The organism is Flavobacterium rarum (SeqCode) (assembly GCF_965234445.1).
In the GTDB taxonomy this organism is placed as follows: domain Bacteria; phylum Bacteroidota; class Bacteroidia; order Flavobacteriales; family Flavobacteriaceae; genus Flavobacterium; species Flavobacterium rarum.
The window spans coordinates 84,351-101,551 of sequence record NZ_OZ248503.1 but is presented as its reverse complement, the minus strand read 5'-3'; the positions used below and the strand labels follow the sequence as shown (position 1 = coordinate 101,551).

19 protein-coding genes are annotated in these 17,201 nt (G+C 32.1%); 18 read left to right on the top strand and 1 reads right to left on the bottom strand.

What is annotated here, in order from left to right:
* Positions 1–11: 11 nt before the first annotated feature.
* The 14 genes from rplO (at position 12) to ctlX (ending at position 11,597) form a co-directional block, all read left to right on the top strand.
* Entirely contained in the window at positions 12–464 is a 453-nt protein-coding gene (gene rplO / locus AC8GF4_RS14245; RefSeq protein ID WP_264566657.1) for a 50S ribosomal protein L15, read from the top strand.
* Between the two features lie 13 nt (positions 465–477).
* Positions 478–1,824 (top strand): preprotein translocase subunit SecY, encoded by a 1,347-nt coding sequence (secY, locus tag AC8GF4_RS14240; protein ID WP_506595601.1) that lies wholly within the window; start codon positions 478–480, stop codon positions 1,822–1,824.
* 3 nt (positions 1,825–1,827) lie between these two features.
* Positions 1,828–2,043, top strand: coding sequence for a translation initiation factor IF-1 (gene infA, locus AC8GF4_RS14235; protein ID WP_007136545.1), 216 nt, complete (start codon positions 1,828–1,830; stop codon positions 2,041–2,043).
* Positions 2,044–2,055: 12 nt separating this feature from the next.
* Complete coding sequence (ykgO, locus tag AC8GF4_RS14230) at positions 2,056–2,172, top strand: type B 50S ribosomal protein L36 (RefSeq protein ID WP_008992256.1); 117 nt, start codon at positions 2,056–2,058, stop codon at positions 2,170–2,172.
* Between the two features lie 2 nt (positions 2,173–2,174).
* The gene (rpsM, locus tag AC8GF4_RS14225; RefSeq protein ID WP_073210387.1) at positions 2,175–2,549 is read left to right on the top strand and encodes a 30S ribosomal protein S13; all 375 of its coding nucleotides are present in this window, start codon (positions 2,175–2,177) and stop codon (positions 2,547–2,549) included.
* An 8-nt stretch (positions 2,550–2,557) separates the two neighbouring features.
* A complete protein-coding gene (rpsK, locus tag AC8GF4_RS14220) occupies positions 2,558–2,941 on the top strand; it encodes a 30S ribosomal protein S11 (RefSeq protein WP_024981527.1) in 384 nt (127 codons plus the stop codon).
* A gap of 92 nt (positions 2,942–3,033) precedes the next feature.
* Positions 3,034–3,639, top strand: a complete 606-nt coding sequence (rpsD, locus tag AC8GF4_RS14215) for a 30S ribosomal protein S4 (protein ID WP_035668090.1) — start codon at positions 3,034–3,036, stop codon at positions 3,637–3,639.
* A gap of 21 nt (positions 3,640–3,660) precedes the next feature.
* Positions 3,661–4,653 carry a DNA-directed RNA polymerase subunit alpha gene (locus AC8GF4_RS14210; protein ID WP_264566660.1) on the top strand — a complete coding sequence of 331 codons (993 nt, stop codon included), beginning with the start codon at positions 3,661–3,663 and terminating at the stop codon, positions 4,651–4,653.
* A 38-nt stretch (positions 4,654–4,691) separates the two neighbouring features.
* Positions 4,692–5,180: a 50S ribosomal protein L17 gene (gene rplQ, locus AC8GF4_RS14205; protein ID WP_506595600.1), complete on the top strand. Its 489-nt coding sequence runs from the start codon at positions 4,692–4,694 to the stop codon at positions 5,178–5,180.
* 321 nt (positions 5,181–5,501) lie between these two features.
* Complete coding sequence (gene carA / locus AC8GF4_RS14200) at positions 5,502–6,611, top strand: glutamine-hydrolyzing carbamoyl-phosphate synthase small subunit (protein ID WP_506595599.1); 1,110 nt, start codon at positions 5,502–5,504, stop codon at positions 6,609–6,611.
* Positions 6,612–6,723: 112 nt separating this feature from the next.
* A complete protein-coding gene (gene eno, locus AC8GF4_RS14195; RefSeq protein ID WP_506595598.1) occupies positions 6,724–8,016 on the top strand; it encodes a phosphopyruvate hydratase in 1,293 nt (430 codons plus the stop codon).
* Between the two features lie 155 nt (positions 8,017–8,171).
* Positions 8,172–9,446: a citrate synthase gene (locus AC8GF4_RS14190; RefSeq protein ID WP_506595597.1), complete on the top strand. Its 1,275-nt coding sequence runs from the start codon at positions 8,172–8,174 to the stop codon at positions 9,444–9,446.
* Between the two features lie 72 nt (positions 9,447–9,518).
* Entirely contained in the window at positions 9,519–10,433 is a 915-nt protein-coding gene (locus tag AC8GF4_RS14185) for a dimethylarginine dimethylaminohydrolase family protein (protein ID WP_506595596.1), read from the top strand.
* A gap of 228 nt (positions 10,434–10,661) precedes the next feature.
* On the top strand, positions 10,662–11,597 hold the full coding sequence (gene ctlX / locus AC8GF4_RS14180) for a citrulline utilization hydrolase CtlX (RefSeq protein ID WP_506595595.1): 936 nt from the start codon (positions 10,662–10,664) through the stop codon (positions 11,595–11,597).
* A gap of 78 nt (positions 11,598–11,675) precedes the next feature.
* Here the strand turns inward: ctlX and AC8GF4_RS14175 are convergent, their stop codons facing one another.
* A complete protein-coding gene (locus AC8GF4_RS14175; protein ID WP_506595593.1) occupies positions 11,676–12,305 on the bottom strand; it encodes a MarC family NAAT transporter in 630 nt (209 codons plus the stop codon).
* A 219-nt stretch (positions 12,306–12,524) separates the two neighbouring features.
* On the opposite strand from AC8GF4_RS14175, the gene AC8GF4_RS14170 reads away from it, so the two are divergent.
* The 4 genes from AC8GF4_RS14170 (at position 12,525) to AC8GF4_RS14155 (ending at position 17,180) form a co-directional block, all read left to right on the top strand.
* A complete protein-coding gene (locus AC8GF4_RS14170) occupies positions 12,525–12,890 on the top strand; it encodes a CoA-binding protein (protein ID WP_506595733.1) in 366 nt (121 codons plus the stop codon).
* A 279-nt stretch (positions 12,891–13,169) separates the two neighbouring features.
* A complete protein-coding gene (gene recR / locus AC8GF4_RS14165; protein ID WP_506595732.1) occupies positions 13,170–13,790 on the top strand; it encodes a recombination mediator RecR in 621 nt (206 codons plus the stop codon).
* Between the two features lie 138 nt (positions 13,791–13,928).
* Entirely contained in the window at positions 13,929–14,726 is a 798-nt protein-coding gene (locus AC8GF4_RS14160) for a polysaccharide biosynthesis/export family protein (RefSeq protein WP_506595592.1), read from the top strand.
* 9 nt (positions 14,727–14,735) lie between these two features.
* Positions 14,736–17,180, top strand: coding sequence for a polysaccharide biosynthesis tyrosine autokinase (locus AC8GF4_RS14155; RefSeq protein WP_506595590.1), 2,445 nt, complete (start codon positions 14,736–14,738; stop codon positions 17,178–17,180).
* The last annotated feature ends 21 nt before the right edge of the window (positions 17,181–17,201 follow it).

Here is a 17,201-nt window from a genome sequence, read left to right as displayed (position 1 = left end):
CAAATACTGTTATGAATTTAAGTAACTTACAACCTGCTGAAGGTTCTACACACAATCAAAATAAAAGATTAGGTAGAGGAGAAGGTTCTGGTAAAGGTGGTACCTCTGCAAGAGGACACAAAGGAGCAAAATCTCGTTCTGGTTATTCTAAAAAGATTGGTTTTGAGGGTGGTCAAATGCCTCTACAAAGACGTGTGCCTAAGTTTGGTTTCACTAACATCAATCGTAAAGAATACGAAGGTGTTAATCTTGATACTCTTCAATTATTAGTTGATAATGGAGTAATTACAGATACTGTTGATATGACAGTTTATGTAGCTAATCGTCTTGCTACCAAAAATGAAATCGTTAAGATTTTAGGTAGAGGAGAATTGACAGCAAAATTAAAAGTAACTGCTCACAAATTTACTGCTACTGCAAAAGCTGCTATCGAAGCTGCTGGTGGAGAAGCTGTAATCATGTAATTTTTCAATTAAGATGAAGAAATTTATTGAATCAATAAGTAATGTTTGGAAAATAGAAGAACTAAAAAATAGAATTCTTATTACTTTAGGTCTACTTCTTGTTTATCGTTTTGGTGCTCATGTAACACTTCCTGGAATTGACGCAACTCAATTAACAGGATTAGCTGGGCAGACAAAAAATGGATTAGGATCTATTCTAGACATGTTTACCGGAGGTGCATTTTCTAAAGCTTCAGTTTTTGCTTTAGGGATTATGCCTTATATTTCTGCATCTATTGTTGTGCAACTTATGGGAATTGCGATTCCTTATTTGCAAAAACTTCAGAGTGATGGAGAGAGTGGTAGAAAAAAAATCAATCAAATTACCCGTTGGTTAACTATCGTTATTACTTTAGTTCAAGGGCCAACTTATATCTACAATCTTTATAGAACTTTACCTAGTTCGGCATTTTTATTAGGGTTTAACTCTTTTGAATTCTTGTTTTCTTCTGTGGTAATTTTAGTTACTGGTACAATTTTTGCTATGTGGTTAGGAGAAAAAATTACAGATAAAGGAATTGGAAACGGTATTTCTCTTTTGATTATGGTTGGAATATTAGCAAGGTTGCCACAAGCTTTTATGCAAGAGTTTACAACAAGAGTTACTAATAATAATGGAGGCCCAATGTTATTGGTAATCGAAATCATTATTTGGTTACTTGTTATCATTTCTTGTGTATTATTAGTAATGGCAATTAGAAAAATCCCAGTGCAGTATGCACGTCGTACAACTTCTGGTGATTTCGAGCAAGATATGATGGGTGGTAACAGACAATGGATTCCATTAAAGCTTAATGCATCTGGTGTAATGCCAATTATTTTTGCACAAGCAATTATGTTTATTCCTGCAGCTGTTGCTGGTTTATCTAAATCAGATGCGTCACAATCTATTGTTGGTGCTTTTAGTAATATGTTTGGATTTTGGTATAACTTTGTTTTTGCAACTTTGATAGTTGTATTTACTTTCTTTTATACCGCAATTACAGTACCTACTAACAAAATGTCTGATGATTTAAAGAGAAGCGGTGGTTTTATTCCTGGTGTAAGACCTGGAGCTGAAACTTCTGATTATCTTGATAAAGTGATGTCATTGATAACTTTTCCAGGATCTTTATTTCTTGCTTTGATAGCTGTGTTCCCAGCGATTGTTGTAAGTCTTATGGATGTTCAACAATCTTGGGCAATGTTTTTTGGAGGGACTTCATTGATAATTATGGTTGGAGTTGCAATTGATACAATTCAACAAATTAATTCATACTTGTTGAACAAACATTATGATGGTTTGATGAAAACTGGTAAAAATAGAAAAGCAGTAGCTTAACTTATGGCAAAACAATCAGCAATAGAACAAGACGGATCTATCATTGAAGCATTATCAAATGCGATGTTCCGTGTAGAGTTAGAAAATGGACATATTGTAATTGCTCATATTTCTGGAAAAATGCGAATGCATTATATCAAGTTATTACCTGGTGATAAAGTGAAACTAGAAATGAGTCCTTATGATTTGTCAAAAGCAAGAATTACTTATAGATATTAAAGGATATTCACTATGAAAGTTAGAGCATCAGTAAAAAAGAGAAGTCCCGAGTGCAAGATTGTGCGTAGAAAAGGGAGATTGTACGTAATAAACAAAAAGAATCCTAGATTTAAACAAAGACAAGGATAATTATGGCAAGAATAGCAGGGGTAGATATCCCAAAAAATAAGAGAGGTGTTATAGCACTTACCTACATCTTCGGATTAGGAAATAGTAGAGCAATTGAGATTTTGGAAAAAGCTCAAGTTAGCCAAGATAAAAAAGTTCAAGACTGGAATGATGACGAGATCGGAGCAATTCGTGAAGCGGTATCAGCGTTCAAAATTGAAGGAGAATTACGTTCTGAAGTTTCTTTAAACATCAAACGTTTAATGGATATTGGTTGTTATAGAGGTATCCGTCATAGAACTGGTCTTCCTTTAAGAGGACAAAGAACTAAAAACAACTCTAGAACAAGAAAAGGTAAAAGAAAAACTGTTGCTAACAAGAAAAAAGCAACTAAATAATAAGTAATATGGCTAAAGCAACTGCAAAAAAACGTAAAGTTATCGTTGAATCAACGGGAGAAGCTCATATTTCTGCTACCTTCAATAACATCATTATTTCTTTGACAAACAAAAAAGGTGAAGTTATTTCTTGGTCTTCAGCTGGTAAAATGGGTTTTAGAGGTTCTAAAAAGAATACTCCATATGCAGCTCAAATGGCAGCAGAAGATTGTAGTAAAGTAGCTCTTGAGGCTGGTCTTAAAAAAGTAAAAGTTTATGTTAAAGGACCAGGTAACGGACGTGAGTCTGCTATTCGTTCTTTGCATAATGGTGGAATTGAAGTTACAGAGATTATCGATGTTACTCCAATGCCTCACAACGGGTGTCGTCCTCCAAAAAGACGTAGAGTTTAATACTCAAAATTTATAATAGTATAACCTAGATTGAATATAGATTATCGAAGGATAAGACCTGAATTCATAATCTCAATCTTAAACAATTTAAAATGGCAAGATATACTGGTCCTAGTACAAGAATCGCTCGTAAATTTGGAGAAGCGATTTTCGGAGACGATAAAGCTTTCGAAAAAAGAAATTATCCACCTGGACAACACGGGATGGCTAAAAAAAGAGGAAAAAAATCTGAATATGCTGTCCAGTTAATGGAAAAGCAAAAAGCTAAATATTCTTATGGAATTTTAGAAAAACAATTCAGAAATTTATTCGAAAAAGCATCAGCTACTAAAGGTGTAACTGGTGAAGTATTGTTACAATTGTGTGAGGCAAGATTAGACAATGTTGTTTTTAGAATGGGAATTGCTCCATCTAGAAGAGGTGCTCGTCAAATCGTTTCTCACCGTCACATTACAGTAAACGGAGAAAATGTAAATATTCCTTCTTATCACTTGAAACCAGGTGATGTAGTTGGTGTTCGTGAAAAATCTAAATCTATAGAGGCTATCGAACGTTCTTTATCTAATTCAAGTCATGTTTATGAGTGGATTACTTGGAATAATGAAACTAAATCAGGTACATTTGTTACTGTCCCTGCTAGACTTCAAATTCCTGAAAACATCAAAGAACAATTAATCGTAGAGTTGTACAACAAATAATAATTGACTTAGTCGAAATTTATGGCAATATTTAATTTTCAGAAGCCCGATAAAGTTATCATGATCGATTCAACCGATTTTGAAGGTAAGTTTGAATTCAGACCTTTAGAACCAGGATACGGATTGACCGTTGGTAATGCACTTAGAAGAGTTTTGCTTTCAGCATTAGAAGGTTATGCAATTACATCTGTTCGTATAGAAGGTGTAGATCATGAGTTTTCTACTATTTCAGGAGTTGTTGAAGACGTTACCGAAATTATCCTTAATCTTAAACAAGTACGTTTCAAACGTCAAATTGAAGATATCGATAATGAATCAGTTACTATATCTGTTTCTGGTAAAGATCAATTAACAGCTGGTGATTTTCAAAAATTTATTTCAGGTTTCCAAGTTTTGAATCCAGAACTTGTAATTTGTAATTTAGATAGTAAAATCAAACTGAATTTCGATTTAACTATCGAAAAAGGTAGAGGATATGTTCCTGCTGAGGAAAACAAAAAACAGAATGCTGCAATAGGAACTATTTTTACTGATTCAATTTTTACTCCTGTAAAAAATGTAAAGTATTCAATTGAAAACTTCCGTGTAGAGCAAAAAACAGATTACGAAAAATTAGTTTTTGAAATTAAAACTGATGGTTCAATCAATCCAAAAGATGCTCTTACTGAGGCTGCAAAAGTTTTAATTCACCATTTCATGTTGTTTTCTGACGAAAGAATTACACTAGAGGCTGACGAAATTGCACAAACAGAATCCTATGATGAAGAGTCATTACACATGAGACAGTTGCTTAAAACTAAGCTTGTAGACATGGATCTTTCTGTAAGAGCATTAAATTGCTTGAAAGCGGCTGAAGTTGATACACTTGGAGATTTAGTATCGTTCAATAAAAATGACCTAATGAAATTCCGTAATTTCGGTAAAAAGTCTTTAACAGAGCTAGACGAACTAGTTGCTATTAAAAATTTGAACTTCGGGATGGATTTAGCTAAATACAAACTAGATAAAGAATAATCTAATCCCGATTAATCGGGGTTAAATTTCATAAAGCAATGAGACACGGAAAAAAATTCAATCACTTAAGCAGACAGACTGCACATAGAAGTTCTATGTTGGCTAATATGGCTTGTTCTCTTATAGAGCACAAACGTATTAATACTACTGTTGCTAAAGCAAAAGCGCTTAAACAATTCGTTGAACCGCTTATAACAAAATCAAAATCTGATACTACACACAATCGTCGTATCGTCTTTTCTTACTTACGTAGTAAATATGCAGTTACTGACTTGTTCAGAGATGTAGCGGCTAAGGTAGGTGACCGTCCAGGTGGATACACTCGTATCATTAAAGTTGGAAATCGTTTAGGAGATAATGCTGATATGGCAATGATCGAACTAGTAGATTTCAATGAACTTTACAATGGTGGAAAAAAAGAAGTTGTAAAAGCAAAAAGCCGTCGTGGTGGAAAAGCTAAAAAAGCTGATGAAGCTACTGAAGCTCCAGCCGCTGAAGCTGAACCTTCTGCAGATGCTGCTGAATAGTTATGAAAATAAGTATTCAATAATATTAAAGGATAAACTATTTTATAGTTTATCCTTTTTTTTTGTTTTTTATTCTTTACGTTAAAAATAAAAATTAAATAAAGAATCATTTTGTAAATACTTCTTTATTAGTTTTTAATTTAGGAACATTAAGGATTAATTTTGTTATAATATATAATTTGATTTATAATCAGTATAATTATTTCATAAAATCATTGCGTTCACTGTTTTAAAAAATTAAATTTGCAAAAAAAAATATATGTTTTATTGGGCGCTTAAAAAACGTTATGTAAAATAATCTAAAAAAATTGAAATTAAGTAATGAAATATACAACACGAAAAAGCGCTATTCTTCTATTAAGTGATGGAACCATATTCCATGGAAAATCTATTGGTATTACTGGGAAAACTTTTGGAGAAGTTTGTTTTAACACTGGTATGACTGGTTATCAGGAGATTTTTACAGACCCTTCATATTTTGGTCAGTTGATGGTAGCTACAAATGCTCATATTGGGAATTATGGAGTAAATGAAAAAGAAGTTGAATCCAGCAGTATTAAAATTTCGGGATTAGTATGTAAAAATTTTAGTTTTAATTATTCTCGGGAAGATGCTGAAGGAAGTCTAGAGAATTATTTTATCAAACAGAATTTGATTTGTATCTCGGATGTGGATACTCGAGCTTTGGTAAGTTATATTCGCGAAAATGGAGCTATGAATGCTGTAATTTGTACAGACGATACATCAGTAGAAGAATTAAAAACAATGTTGAAAGCAGTTCCTAATATGAAAGGATTGGAATTGGCTTCCAAAGTTTCTACGCTTGAACCTTATTTTTATGGAGATGAAAATGCTACTTATAAGATAGCTGCTTTGGATTTAGGGATAAAGGAAAACATACTTCGTAATCTTGCAAAAAGAGATTGCTATATTAAAGTATTTCCTTATGACTCAACCTATCAAGAATTAGCCTCTTTTAATCCACACGGTTTTTTCTTATCTAATGGTCCTGGTGATCCAGATCCTTTAGAAAGCGCAATAAAAGTTGCTAAAGAAATAATTTCAAATGATAAGCCGTTATTCGGTATTTGTTTAGGGCATCAAGTGATTGCTTTGGCTAATGGTGTATCAACTTATAAAATGTTTAATGGACATCGAGGGATTAATCATCCAGTTAAAAATATTATAACAGGTAAAGGAGAAATCACTTCTCAGAATCATGGATTTGCTGTTAACAAGGAAGAACTAGACAATCATCCCGATTTAGAAATTACACATTTGCATTTAAATGATGAAACTGTTGCTGGTATGCGAATGATAAATAAAAATTGTTTTTCAGTACAATATCACCCTGAAGCAAGTCCTGGGCCGCACGATTCTTCTTATCTTTTTGATCAGTTTATTGAAAACATAAAATCTGTTCAGGACTAAAACGTTATCGTTAATAAATAAAAGGATATTAACGTTTTTGAAATAAAGACTTATGATTTATTTTACTTAATTTTGAGTAAAATACAAATTAATAACATAAAAAATAAGAATAATGAGTATTATTATTAAAATTCACGCAAGGCAAATTTTTGATTCAAGAGGAAATCCTACAGTAGAAGTTGATGTAGTTACTGATAATGGAGTATTAGGTAGAGCTGCTGTTCCTTCTGGTGCTTCAACAGGTGAACATGAAGCTCATGAGTTACGTGATGGAGGTAAAGCTTTTGTTGGAAAAGGTGTTTTGAAAGCGGTTGAAAATGTGAATACTAAAATTGCTGAAGAATTATTAGGCACATCTGTTTTTGAACAAAATTTGATTGATCAAATGATGATTGATTTAGACGGTACTCCAACTAAATCAAATTTAGGTGCTAATGCAATCTTGGGAGTTTCTCTTGCTGTTGCAAAAGCTGCTGCAAATGAATTAGGATTACCTTTATATAGATATGTAGGTGGAGTGTCAGCAAATACATTGCCATTGCCAATGATGAATATCATCAATGGAGGATCTCATTCTGATGCGCCTATTGCTTTTCAAGAGTTTATGATTATGCCAGTTAAAGCAACTTCATTTGCTCAAGCTTTACAAATGGGTACTGAAATTTTTCACAATCTTAAAAAAGTTTTACACGATAGAGGTCTTTCTACTGCTGTTGGTGATGAAGGAGGATTTGCTCCAACTTTGGCTGGAGGTACAGAAGATGCATTAGATACAATTAAAAAAGCTGTTGAAATGGCGGGTTATACTTTCGGAGACGAAATTATGATTGCTTTAGATTGTGCTGCTGCAGAATTTTATGTAAACGGTAAATACGATTATTCTAAATTTGAAGGACCAACGGGTAAAATCAGAACATCTGCCGAACAAGTTGATTATTTAGCTGAACTAGCATCTAAATATCCAATTATTTCTATAGAAGATGGTATGGATGAAAATGATTGGGATGGTTGGAAATTGTTAACTGAAAAAATTGGAGATAAAGTTCAATTAGTTGGTGATGATTTATTTGTAACCAATGTTAATCGTTTGTCAACTGGAATTGAAAAAGGAATTGCAAATTCAATTTTGGTAAAAGTTAACCAAATTGGAACTTTAACTGAAACTATTGCTGCGGTAAATATGGCTAAAAATGCAGGTTATACATCTGTAATGTCTCACCGTTCTGGCGAAACAGAAGATTATACCATTGCAGATTTAGCAGTTGCATTAAACTGTGGTCAAATCAAAACAGGTTCAGCTTCACGTTCAGATCGTATGGCAAAATACAATCAATTATTACGTATTGAAGAAGAACTTGGGAATTCTGCATATTTTCCTGGGAAAAATGCGTTTAAAATAAAGTAATACCAATAGAATTATAATAATTAAGCCATTCAACATACTTGAATGGCTTTTTTATTGAATATTTAACAAATTGAATCGTCAATTAGTTTTTAAATTAGTGTGGAATTCATTAGATTTGATAAATTATAATTTAAAATTTTATTTCATAAAAGATTATGTCAAAAATAGCAATATTAGAAATAGACGGTAACAAGTTTGAGCTTCCTGTTATTGTTGGTAGTGAAAACGAAGCTGCGGTAGATATTAGTAAGTTACGCGATATTTCAGGAGTAATTACTCTTGATCCTGGTTATAAAAATTCAGGTTCATGTAAAAGTGAAATTACTTTTTTGGATGGAGAACTTGGTATTTTAAGATATAGAGGGTATTCTATAGAAGAATTAGCAGAGAAATCTCATTTTCTAGAAGTTTCATACTTAATTATTTTTGGAGATTTGCCATCTGCTGAACGACTAGAACAATTTGAAAATGATATTCGTAAGTACACTTTGGTAAGTGAAGAAATGAAAATTATTTTGGATGGATTTCCAAGAACCGCGCATCCAATGGGTGTGTTGTCTGCTTTGACAAGTGCTTTAACTGCTTTTAATCCAAAGTCTGTAGATGCTGATAATGCAAAAGAGATGTATGATGCTGTTTGTAAAACAATGGCGAAATTTATGGTAATTGCAACTTGGACTTATAGAAAGAGTATGGGTTATCCATTAAACTATTATGATAATACAATTGGTTATGTAGAGAACTTTTTGGATTTAATGTTTAAATTGCCTACAGGGCCTTATAAAGCAAATCCAATTGTAATTGATGCATTAGATAAATTATTTATTCTTCATGCAGATCATGAGCAAAACTGTTCAACATCTACTGTTAGAATGGTAGGTTCTTCGCATGCAGGGCTGTTTGCTTCAATATCTGCTGGAGTTTCTGCTTTATGGGGACCATTGCATGGAGGTGCAAATCAAGCTGTTCTTGAGATGTTGGAAGAAATTCATGCTACTGGTGGAGACGCTGATAAATATTTAGCGAAAGCGAAAGATAAAAATGACCCTTTTAGATTAATGGGTTTTGGACACAGAGTTTACAAAAATTTTGACCCAAGAGCAAAAATCATCAAGAAAGCAGCTGATGAAGTACTTGCTACTTTAGGAGTTGATGATCCTATTCTTGAAATTGCCAAAAAATTAGAAATGTCTGCTTTAGAAGATGAATATTTCAAATCGAGAAATTTATATCCAAATGTAGATTTCTATTCAGGAATTATATACAGAGCTTTAGGGATACCAACTGATATGTTTACTGTTCTTTTTGCAATTGGTAGATTACCAGGTTGGATTGCTCAATGGAAAGAAATGAGAGAGAATAAAGAGCCAATTGGCAGACCAAGACAAATTTATACAGGATATCCTTTGAGAGAATATCCAAAATCATAAAGATTAAAATTCAATAAAAAGCTTCACAAATGGTGAAGCTTTTTTTTTATCTTTGGAAAAAAGTTTAAGGAAATGCTAGAATTAAATATTAAAAACGAAACTTCCAAATTAAGAGTTGTAGTATTAGGTTCGGCTGTAAATAATGGACCAACACCATCCGCTAATGAAGCTTATGATCCTAAATCTTTGGAGCATATTTTAGCCAATACTTATCCGGTTGAAACAGATATGGTTCTAGAGATGGAAGCGTTTAATGCTGTGTTTCAAAAATATGGAGTAACTGTTTTGCGACCTGAAATGCTAGATAGTTACAACCAAATATTTACAAGAGATATAGGTTTTGTAATTGATGATACTTTTATAAAATCAAATATATTACCAGATAGAGAACGAGAATTGGATGCTATTCAATTCGTAATTGAACAAATTAATCCTTTAAAAGTTGTTCGTCCGCCTGAAGAAGTGCATATTGAAGGAGGAGATGTAATGCTTTGGGGTAATTATGTTTTTGTCGGGACTTATAAAGGGAGTGATTATGCGAGTTATATTACTGCAAGAACCAATTGGCAAGGAGTGGATTTTTTAAAAGAGTTGTTTCCAAGCAAGATTGTAAAGGAATTTGATTTGGTCAAGTCCAAGATTGAAGCTCGGGATAATGCTTTGCATTTGGATTGCTGTTTTCAACCCGTGGGAAAAGATAAAGGAATAATATATAAAAATGGTTTTAGAGAAGAAGCGGATTATATGTTTCTGATAGATTTATTCGGAAAAGAAAATTTGTTTCATATTACTAGAGATGAAATGTATCATATGAATTCTAATGTTTTTTCGATAGATACAAATGTTGTTGTTTCCGAAAAGAATTTTACTAGATTAAATAATTGGCTACGTGAAAATGGTTTTATTGTCGAAGAAATACCCTATTCTGAAATTGCAAAGCAAGAAGGATTATTACGTTGTTCTACTTTGCCCTTAATAAGGGAGTAATTAGTTATCAAGATTCTAAGAAACTAATTTTTTAAGATTTTAAGTTGACAAAATATAAAATTAAACAGTTTTACTAATATTGTTAATTAAGATTAATAGATTTCGAGAAAGATTTTTTAGAAAAAAATAGAATCTGAGTGTCTAAATAAGAATCCTGAGAAGATTATAAGATTAATAATTTGGGTTTATGGTTTAACTTTATAACATGAATCTTTTAAACTAAATAATATGAAACAAACAACAAACTCCATTTTGATGATACGACCAGTTGCATTTCGAATGAATGAGCAAACTGCAGTAAATAATTATTATCAAAAAGTATTAGATGGTCTTTTGCCAGCAACAGTTAACGCAAAAGCGCAACAGGAATTTGATGTTTTTGTTGAAAAACTTCGTGCTGTCGGTATCGATGTAACGGTTGTTGATGACAGGGAAAACTCGGATACTCCGGACAGTATTTTTCCGAACAATTGGATTTCTTTTCATGGGAACGGTGATGTAGTTTTATATCCAATGTTTGCCGAAAATAGAAGACAAGAGCGTCGCGAAGATATTTTGGATACATTAGAAGAAAAAGGATTCATAATAAATAATATCATGGACTATACTTCTGCAGAAGAAGATGGTTTTTTCTTGGAAGGTACTGGAAGTTTGGTTTTGGACAGAGAAAATGGAAAAGCATATTGTGCACTTTCTCCAAGAGCAGATGAAGAGTTATTTATTGAGTTTTGCGAAGATTTTGAATTTTCACCAGTAATTTTTGAAGCATATCAAACTGTTGATAGTGAACGTAAGTTGATTTATCATACTAATGTGATGATGTGTATTGGAGAAACCTTTGCGGTTATTTGTGCGGATTGCATTGATGACAAAAAAGAACGCAAAATGGTTCTTGACAGTCTAAAAGGAGATGAGAAAGAAGTGATTTTGATTTCAGAAGATCAAGTGAATAATTTTGCTGGGAATATGCTTGAGCTAAAAGGGATGGATGATAGAAGATATTTAGTTATGAGTGCTTCTGCACACCAAAGTTTGACTAAAAAACAAGTTGCCCAGCTTGAAGAACATGTTACTATTTTGAGCTCTAGTCTTGATACCATTGAAGCCTGTGGAGGTGGAAGTGCTAGATGCATGATGGCTGAGATTTTCTTGCCAAAAGAGTAAGTTTTAAATCCCAATAAAAAATTCCAATTTCCAATAACAAAATTGGAAATTGGAATTTTTTTATTGATTTTTTGAGTATTACATCAAATTTCCTTTGATGATATTGATAATTGCGCTAACAATGTATTGAATTCCAATTGCAATTACTATAAAACCAACTATTCTGGAAATGGCAACAATTCCAGAAGCACCAAGCAATTGTGCTAAAAAATTAGCGCTTCTAAGGATAATAAAAATAACAATAGCAATTGCCAAAATTGCACCTGTAGCTATAATAAGTTCATTTGTAGCATGGTGTTCTTGGTAAAAAGCAATGAGTAAGGATATTGATCCAGGTCCAGCAAGCATTGGCATAGCCAAAGGTGTCAATGCAATGTCATTGCGTTGTTGTGCATCTGTTTCGATTTTTTTATTGATTCCTCGTTTTTTGTTAAATTTCCCAGATAACAAAGAGAATCCAGAACTTACAATAATTAATCCACCCGCAATTCGAAGAGAGTCAATACTAATTCCAAAAAAACTTAAAACATATTTACCTACAAAGAATGAAATAAGAAGAATCAAAAAAACATTTATGGCAGTCCATAATGAAATTCTAGAACATTCTTTTTTGGAATCACCATGTGTTAAACCAACAAATATTGGAACAGTACCAATTGGGTTAAGAACGGAGAATAATGCAGCAAATAAATAGATGAATAAATCCATGCGCTTTTAATTTTTTATTGTAAAAATACACTTTTTTAGAGAATTAGATATGTTTCTGTGTTAGGATATTGTTTTTATTGCTAATTATATATTTCAATAGCCTTAATATATTCTTGATATTTATAGTAAATTAATACGGTATGCAAACCTATTAGTCCAACTAATTGTGGGCACTTGCTCCTTTTTGATTACTTTTGCATTATATATAGAAATAAAATGATAAAAAATAAAAAAACGCTTATTCTTGGAGCAACTACAAAACCTGAAAGAGCTGCGTATAAAGCAATTGAATTGTTGGTGAGTAAAGGGCATTCCGTTCTAGCTTTAGGACAAAATATGGGGGAAGTTGCTGGCGTTAAAATTAAAACAAAAGTTATACCCATTAAAAACATAGATACAGTAAGTCTTTATATCAACGCTACACGTCAAAGAGATTATTATAATTATATAGTTGAAGCAAAACCTAAACGTGTTATTTTTAATCCAGGCACTGAAAATCCAGAGTTTTATCAATTATTAGAATTAAACAATATCAAAGCCGAAGTTGCCTGTACATTAGTATTGTTGACATTAAATAAGTATTAATTTTTGGATCTTTTTCCAGCTGTCCACTATATCTTTTTTGGTCTAGTCCCGTTAGAAAAAAAAACGGGACTGGACCAAAAAAGGATGCCGTTTCCATCTGGGATAAACCATCAGTAATTATGTTTTTTTTAATAGATATAGTTGTATTTTTTCAAACATTTGGCACTTGTTTTAACTTGACCAATAGAATTTTATCTTAGAAAGAAATATTAAAGGTGACTTTTAAAATAGATTCAATTTTCTAAAATGCAATTTATCAAATTGCTTACTTTTGTATCCATGGAATTTTCTTCAAAATTAATAGAAAAAGCAGTTAATGAAATGTCTCAGTTGCCTGGAATTGGTAAGAGAACAGCATTGCGACTGGTTTTACACATGTTAAAACAACCCAAAGAGCAAGTCACTTTTTTGTCTCAGGCTTTGCTGTCTATGCGGGAAGAAATTAAATATTGCAACAGTTGCCATAATATTTCAGACAGTGAAACTTGTGAAATATGTGCCAATAAAAATAGGAATCATCAAGTTATCTGCATAGTAGAAGACATTCGAGATGTAATGGCTATTGAAAACACAGGACAATTTAGAGGAATATATCATGTTTTGGGAGGAAAAATTTCGCCAATAGATGGAGTTGGACCAAGTCAATTGAATATTAGTTCTTTGGTCGAAAAAGTAAAATTGGGTCAAGTAACTGAAATTATTTTTGCATTAAGCTCTACAATGGAAGGGGATACAACCAATTTTTATATCTATAAACAAATTGCGGAAAGTTCAATTATTGTTTCGACAATTGCAAGAGGTATTTCTGTTGGAGACGAATTAGAATATGCAGATGAAGTGACTCTAGGTCGAAGTATATTGCAGAGAGTACCTTTTGAAAAATCATTAAAAACCAATTAAGCCACAATGCTTTTAAAATAATAATTGAAAATCAGTTAAAATATATTTTTCTTCTAATAAGTAGTGATTTAGGTTCTTGGTAACCAAAATTTAAATGTTTTCGGAAGAAAAACTATATTTGTTATTAAATCATTAAAAATGAACAAAAGATTATTCTTTATATTCTTATTTATCAGTGTTTTATTTACTTCTTGTATTCCAGTAAAGGATTTGGTTTATCTTCAAAACAAAGGAGATTCCTCAAATCAAGGAGCAATTGCTATGGTAGAATCAAAACCGTATCGCTTGCAAACGCATGATGTTTTGAGTATAACTATTAAAGCATCCGATCCTAAATTGGTAACTATATTTAATCCAACAACTGATGGAACTGCTTCAAGTCAATCGGAATCGGGTTTGTATTTTGATGGTTTCACTGTAGATGACCATGGTAACATCAGAATGCCAGTATTGGGAGAGATGAATGTTATGGGATTTACTTTGGAAGAAGTGCGAATTAGCATTGAAAAACAATTGTTAGCAGATTATTTCAAAGAAAATGCCAGTATTTTTGTGGTGGTTAAATTAGCAGGTTTTCGATATACTATAAATGGAGAAGTTGGTAGCACGGGTACCAAAACTTTATTTCAAGAAAAGGTTAATATAATGGAAGCTATTGCAAATGCTGGTGATATTACTACTACAGGAGATCGAAAAGCAGTTACTATTATCAGACAAACCCCAAATGGAACAGAGATGAAAGACATTGATTTGACAAACAAAAATGTAATGAATTCTCCCTACTACTTTTTGCAACCCAATGATTATATTTATGTAAAACCACTCAAACAAAAGACTTGGGGTACAGGAAGTACTGGGATTCAATCTTTGACAACTATTATAACACTTTTGTCATTGTTTACTACTTCATATTTACTGATAAAAACGATAAAATAAGATCAAAATATGTTAGATATTAAAGATTTTTCGGTTTTTGAAAATCAACCAGGTTTTGATTTTAAGGGTTTTTTATTAAAAATCTTAAGTTATTGGAAATGGTTTTTGGCTTCAGTTATTATTTCGCTTTTTATAGCATATCAAGTAAATATTAGAAAACAAAAAATTTACGGAATAGAAACTCTTATTTCAATAAAAGAAGAAACAAATCCATTATTTACTTCCAACACAAGTTTGGTATTTAATTGGGGGGGGACTTCAGATCAAATTCAAACTATTTCGACAACACTTCAATCGCGTTCACATAATGAATTGGTTGTTTCCAAATTGCAATTTTACATCGATTATTTGGTTCAAGGAAAATATATTTTGGAGGATGCTTATGGGGCAGTACCTTTTTATTTGGATATAGACAAAAAACAAGGTCAAGTAACAGGAAAAGCGATTGGTATCAAATTCTTGAGCGAATATGAATATCAATTAAGAGTTCCTTTTGAAGGAACAATGGCATCATTGATTCATTATTCTGATAATAGTTATAGCACAACCGCAGTTGCAGAAGGGGAATTTGTAAAAAAATATAAAGTAGGAGAGTCAGTAATTTTGCCTTTTTTAAATTGGAAATTGCAAATAAAAGACAATCCAGGTTTTTATAAAGGAAACGAATATTTTGTTCAATTTAATGATTTTGACGGGACGGTTTCGAATTATAGAACTATTAACGTAAAGTCGGATGACAAAGGAAGTTCTATAATTACTCTTGGCATGCAAGGAACCAATAAAGCTAGAATGGTGGAGTACTTGAATGCAACTGTCAATATGTTAATCAAAAGACAATTGGATGGCAAGAATCAGTTTGCAAACAATACAATTCATTTTATTGATAGTACGCTCGTCGCCATGGAATCCAATTTGAAAGAAACGGGTAATGAGTTAAAAACATTTAGAAAAGACAAAAATATTTACGATATAGAAGAAGGAGGAGGAGCTAAATTTTCTGAGAGAATTGTAGATTTTGACCTTGAGAAAGATGCTGTAAACAGAAAACTTACTTATTATAACTCGTTAAAAGCATACTTAAAGAATAGTGTCGATTATTCAAAACTACCAGCACCTTCTGTTGCAGGAATTGAAGATCCGAATATAGTGGTAAATGTTTCAAAATTAATTGCATTATCTACTCAAAGATCTGAAATGGCTTATGCGGTAAAAAGTGAAAAAATATTTCGGGATTTTGATAATCAAATGGAATCCATCAAAAATGTTTTATTAGAAAATATTATAACAGCAAAAGCTTCTTTACAATATGATTTGGCAATGGTGGGAAGTAAAATTAACCAAGCCGAAAGTAAAATAAAGAGCCTTCCGGATGACCAACAAGAGCTTATTAAAATCAAAAGAAAATACGACTTAAATGATAATATTTACAATACTTTTCTTCAAAAAAGAAGTGAAGCCGATATTGTAAAAGCAGCTAATTTATCGGACATTCATTTTATAGATCCTGCAAAAGATATTGGAGGAGGTTTAATAGGACCAAAAACGGGTGTAAACTATATTTTGGCGCTATTTTTGGGAATCTTACTCCCACTAATAGTGATTATTGTGTTGTTTTTCATTTACAATACTATTCATAATCCTGAAGATATAAAGGCGCTTACAAGTATTCCATTAATCGGGATTGTTGGAATGCAATCCAAAAATATGAGTTTAGCTGTTTTTGAAAAGCCTAATTCTGCATTGTCAGAGTCTTTTAGAGCGATTCGTTCTTCTTTGCAATTTTTGTACAAAAAGAAAAATGTAGCTGGGGCCAAAACGTTGATGATTACTTCTTCGGTAAGTGGTGAAGGAAAAACATTTTGTTCCATAAACATTGCTACTGTATTTGCTTTAAGCGAAAAAAGAACCGTGATTGTTGGTTTGGATTTAAGAAAACCTAAATTGTATGAAGAGTTTAATTTGCTTAATAATGTCGGAGTTGTTAATTATATTATCAAACAAAAAAAGTTAGAGGAAATTGTAAATCATACTTCAGTTCCTTTTCTCGATGTAATTCTTTCTGGGCCAATACCTCCCAATCCATCCGAGTTAATTATGAGTGATGGTATGTCAGAATTAATGGAAGAGCTTAAACAAAAATACGATTACATCATTTTGGATACACCTCCTGTAGGTTTGGTGGCAGATTCACTTGAATTGGCACAATATTGTGATGTTACTTTGTATATTGTAAGACAAAATTTCACCAAAAAAGAAATGATTACGTTGTTGAATAATAGAGCCAATCGCGGTGAACTTCAGAATACAAGTATTATTTTGAATGGTTTTGAAAACAAAGCCAAATATGGAGGTGGATACGGTTATGGATATGGATATGGAAACGGAAACTATTCAAACGGATACACTGAGGTTGAAAAAAAGAAAAGCTTCTTCGATAAAATATTTCTAAAATAAGTAAATTAAAATTTACACCTT

Coding starts and splice junctions, on each gene's coding strand:
- rplO (WP_264566657.1), top strand. CDS start 12: ATGAATTTAAGTAACTTACAACCTGCTGAAGGTTCTACACACAATCAA.
- secY (WP_506595601.1), top strand. CDS start 478: ATGAAGAAATTTATTGAATCAATAAGTAATGTTTGGAAAATAGAAGAA.
- infA (WP_007136545.1), top strand. CDS start 1,828: ATGGCAAAACAATCAGCAATAGAACAAGACGGATCTATCATTGAAGCA.
- ykgO (WP_008992256.1), top strand. CDS start 2,056: ATGAAAGTTAGAGCATCAGTAAAAAAGAGAAGTCCCGAGTGCAAGATT.
- rpsM (WP_073210387.1), top strand. CDS start 2,175: ATGGCAAGAATAGCAGGGGTAGATATCCCAAAAAATAAGAGAGGTGTT.
- rpsK (WP_024981527.1), top strand. CDS start 2,558: ATGGCTAAAGCAACTGCAAAAAAACGTAAAGTTATCGTTGAATCAACG.
- rpsD (WP_035668090.1), top strand. CDS start 3,034: ATGGCAAGATATACTGGTCCTAGTACAAGAATCGCTCGTAAATTTGGA.
- AC8GF4_RS14210 (WP_264566660.1), top strand. CDS start 3,661: ATGGCAATATTTAATTTTCAGAAGCCCGATAAAGTTATCATGATCGAT.
- rplQ (WP_506595600.1), top strand. CDS start 4,692: ATGAGACACGGAAAAAAATTCAATCACTTAAGCAGACAGACTGCACAT.
- carA (WP_506595599.1), top strand. CDS start 5,502: ATGAAATATACAACACGAAAAAGCGCTATTCTTCTATTAAGTGATGGA.
- eno (WP_506595598.1), top strand. CDS start 6,724: ATGAGTATTATTATTAAAATTCACGCAAGGCAAATTTTTGATTCAAGA.
- AC8GF4_RS14190 (WP_506595597.1), top strand. CDS start 8,172: ATGTCAAAAATAGCAATATTAGAAATAGACGGTAACAAGTTTGAGCTT.
- AC8GF4_RS14185 (WP_506595596.1), top strand. CDS start 9,519: ATGCTAGAATTAAATATTAAAAACGAAACTTCCAAATTAAGAGTTGTA.
- ctlX (WP_506595595.1), top strand. CDS start 10,662: ATGAAACAAACAACAAACTCCATTTTGATGATACGACCAGTTGCATTT.
- AC8GF4_RS14175 (WP_506595593.1), bottom strand. CDS start 12,305: ATGGATTTATTCATCTATTTATTTGCTGCATTATTCTCCGTTCTTAAC.
- recR (WP_506595732.1), top strand. CDS start 13,170: ATGGAATTTTCTTCAAAATTAATAGAAAAAGCAGTTAATGAAATGTCT.
- AC8GF4_RS14160 (WP_506595592.1), top strand. CDS start 13,929: ATGAACAAAAGATTATTCTTTATATTCTTATTTATCAGTGTTTTATTT.
- AC8GF4_RS14155 (WP_506595590.1), top strand. CDS start 14,736: ATGTTAGATATTAAAGATTTTTCGGTTTTTGAAAATCAACCAGGTTTT.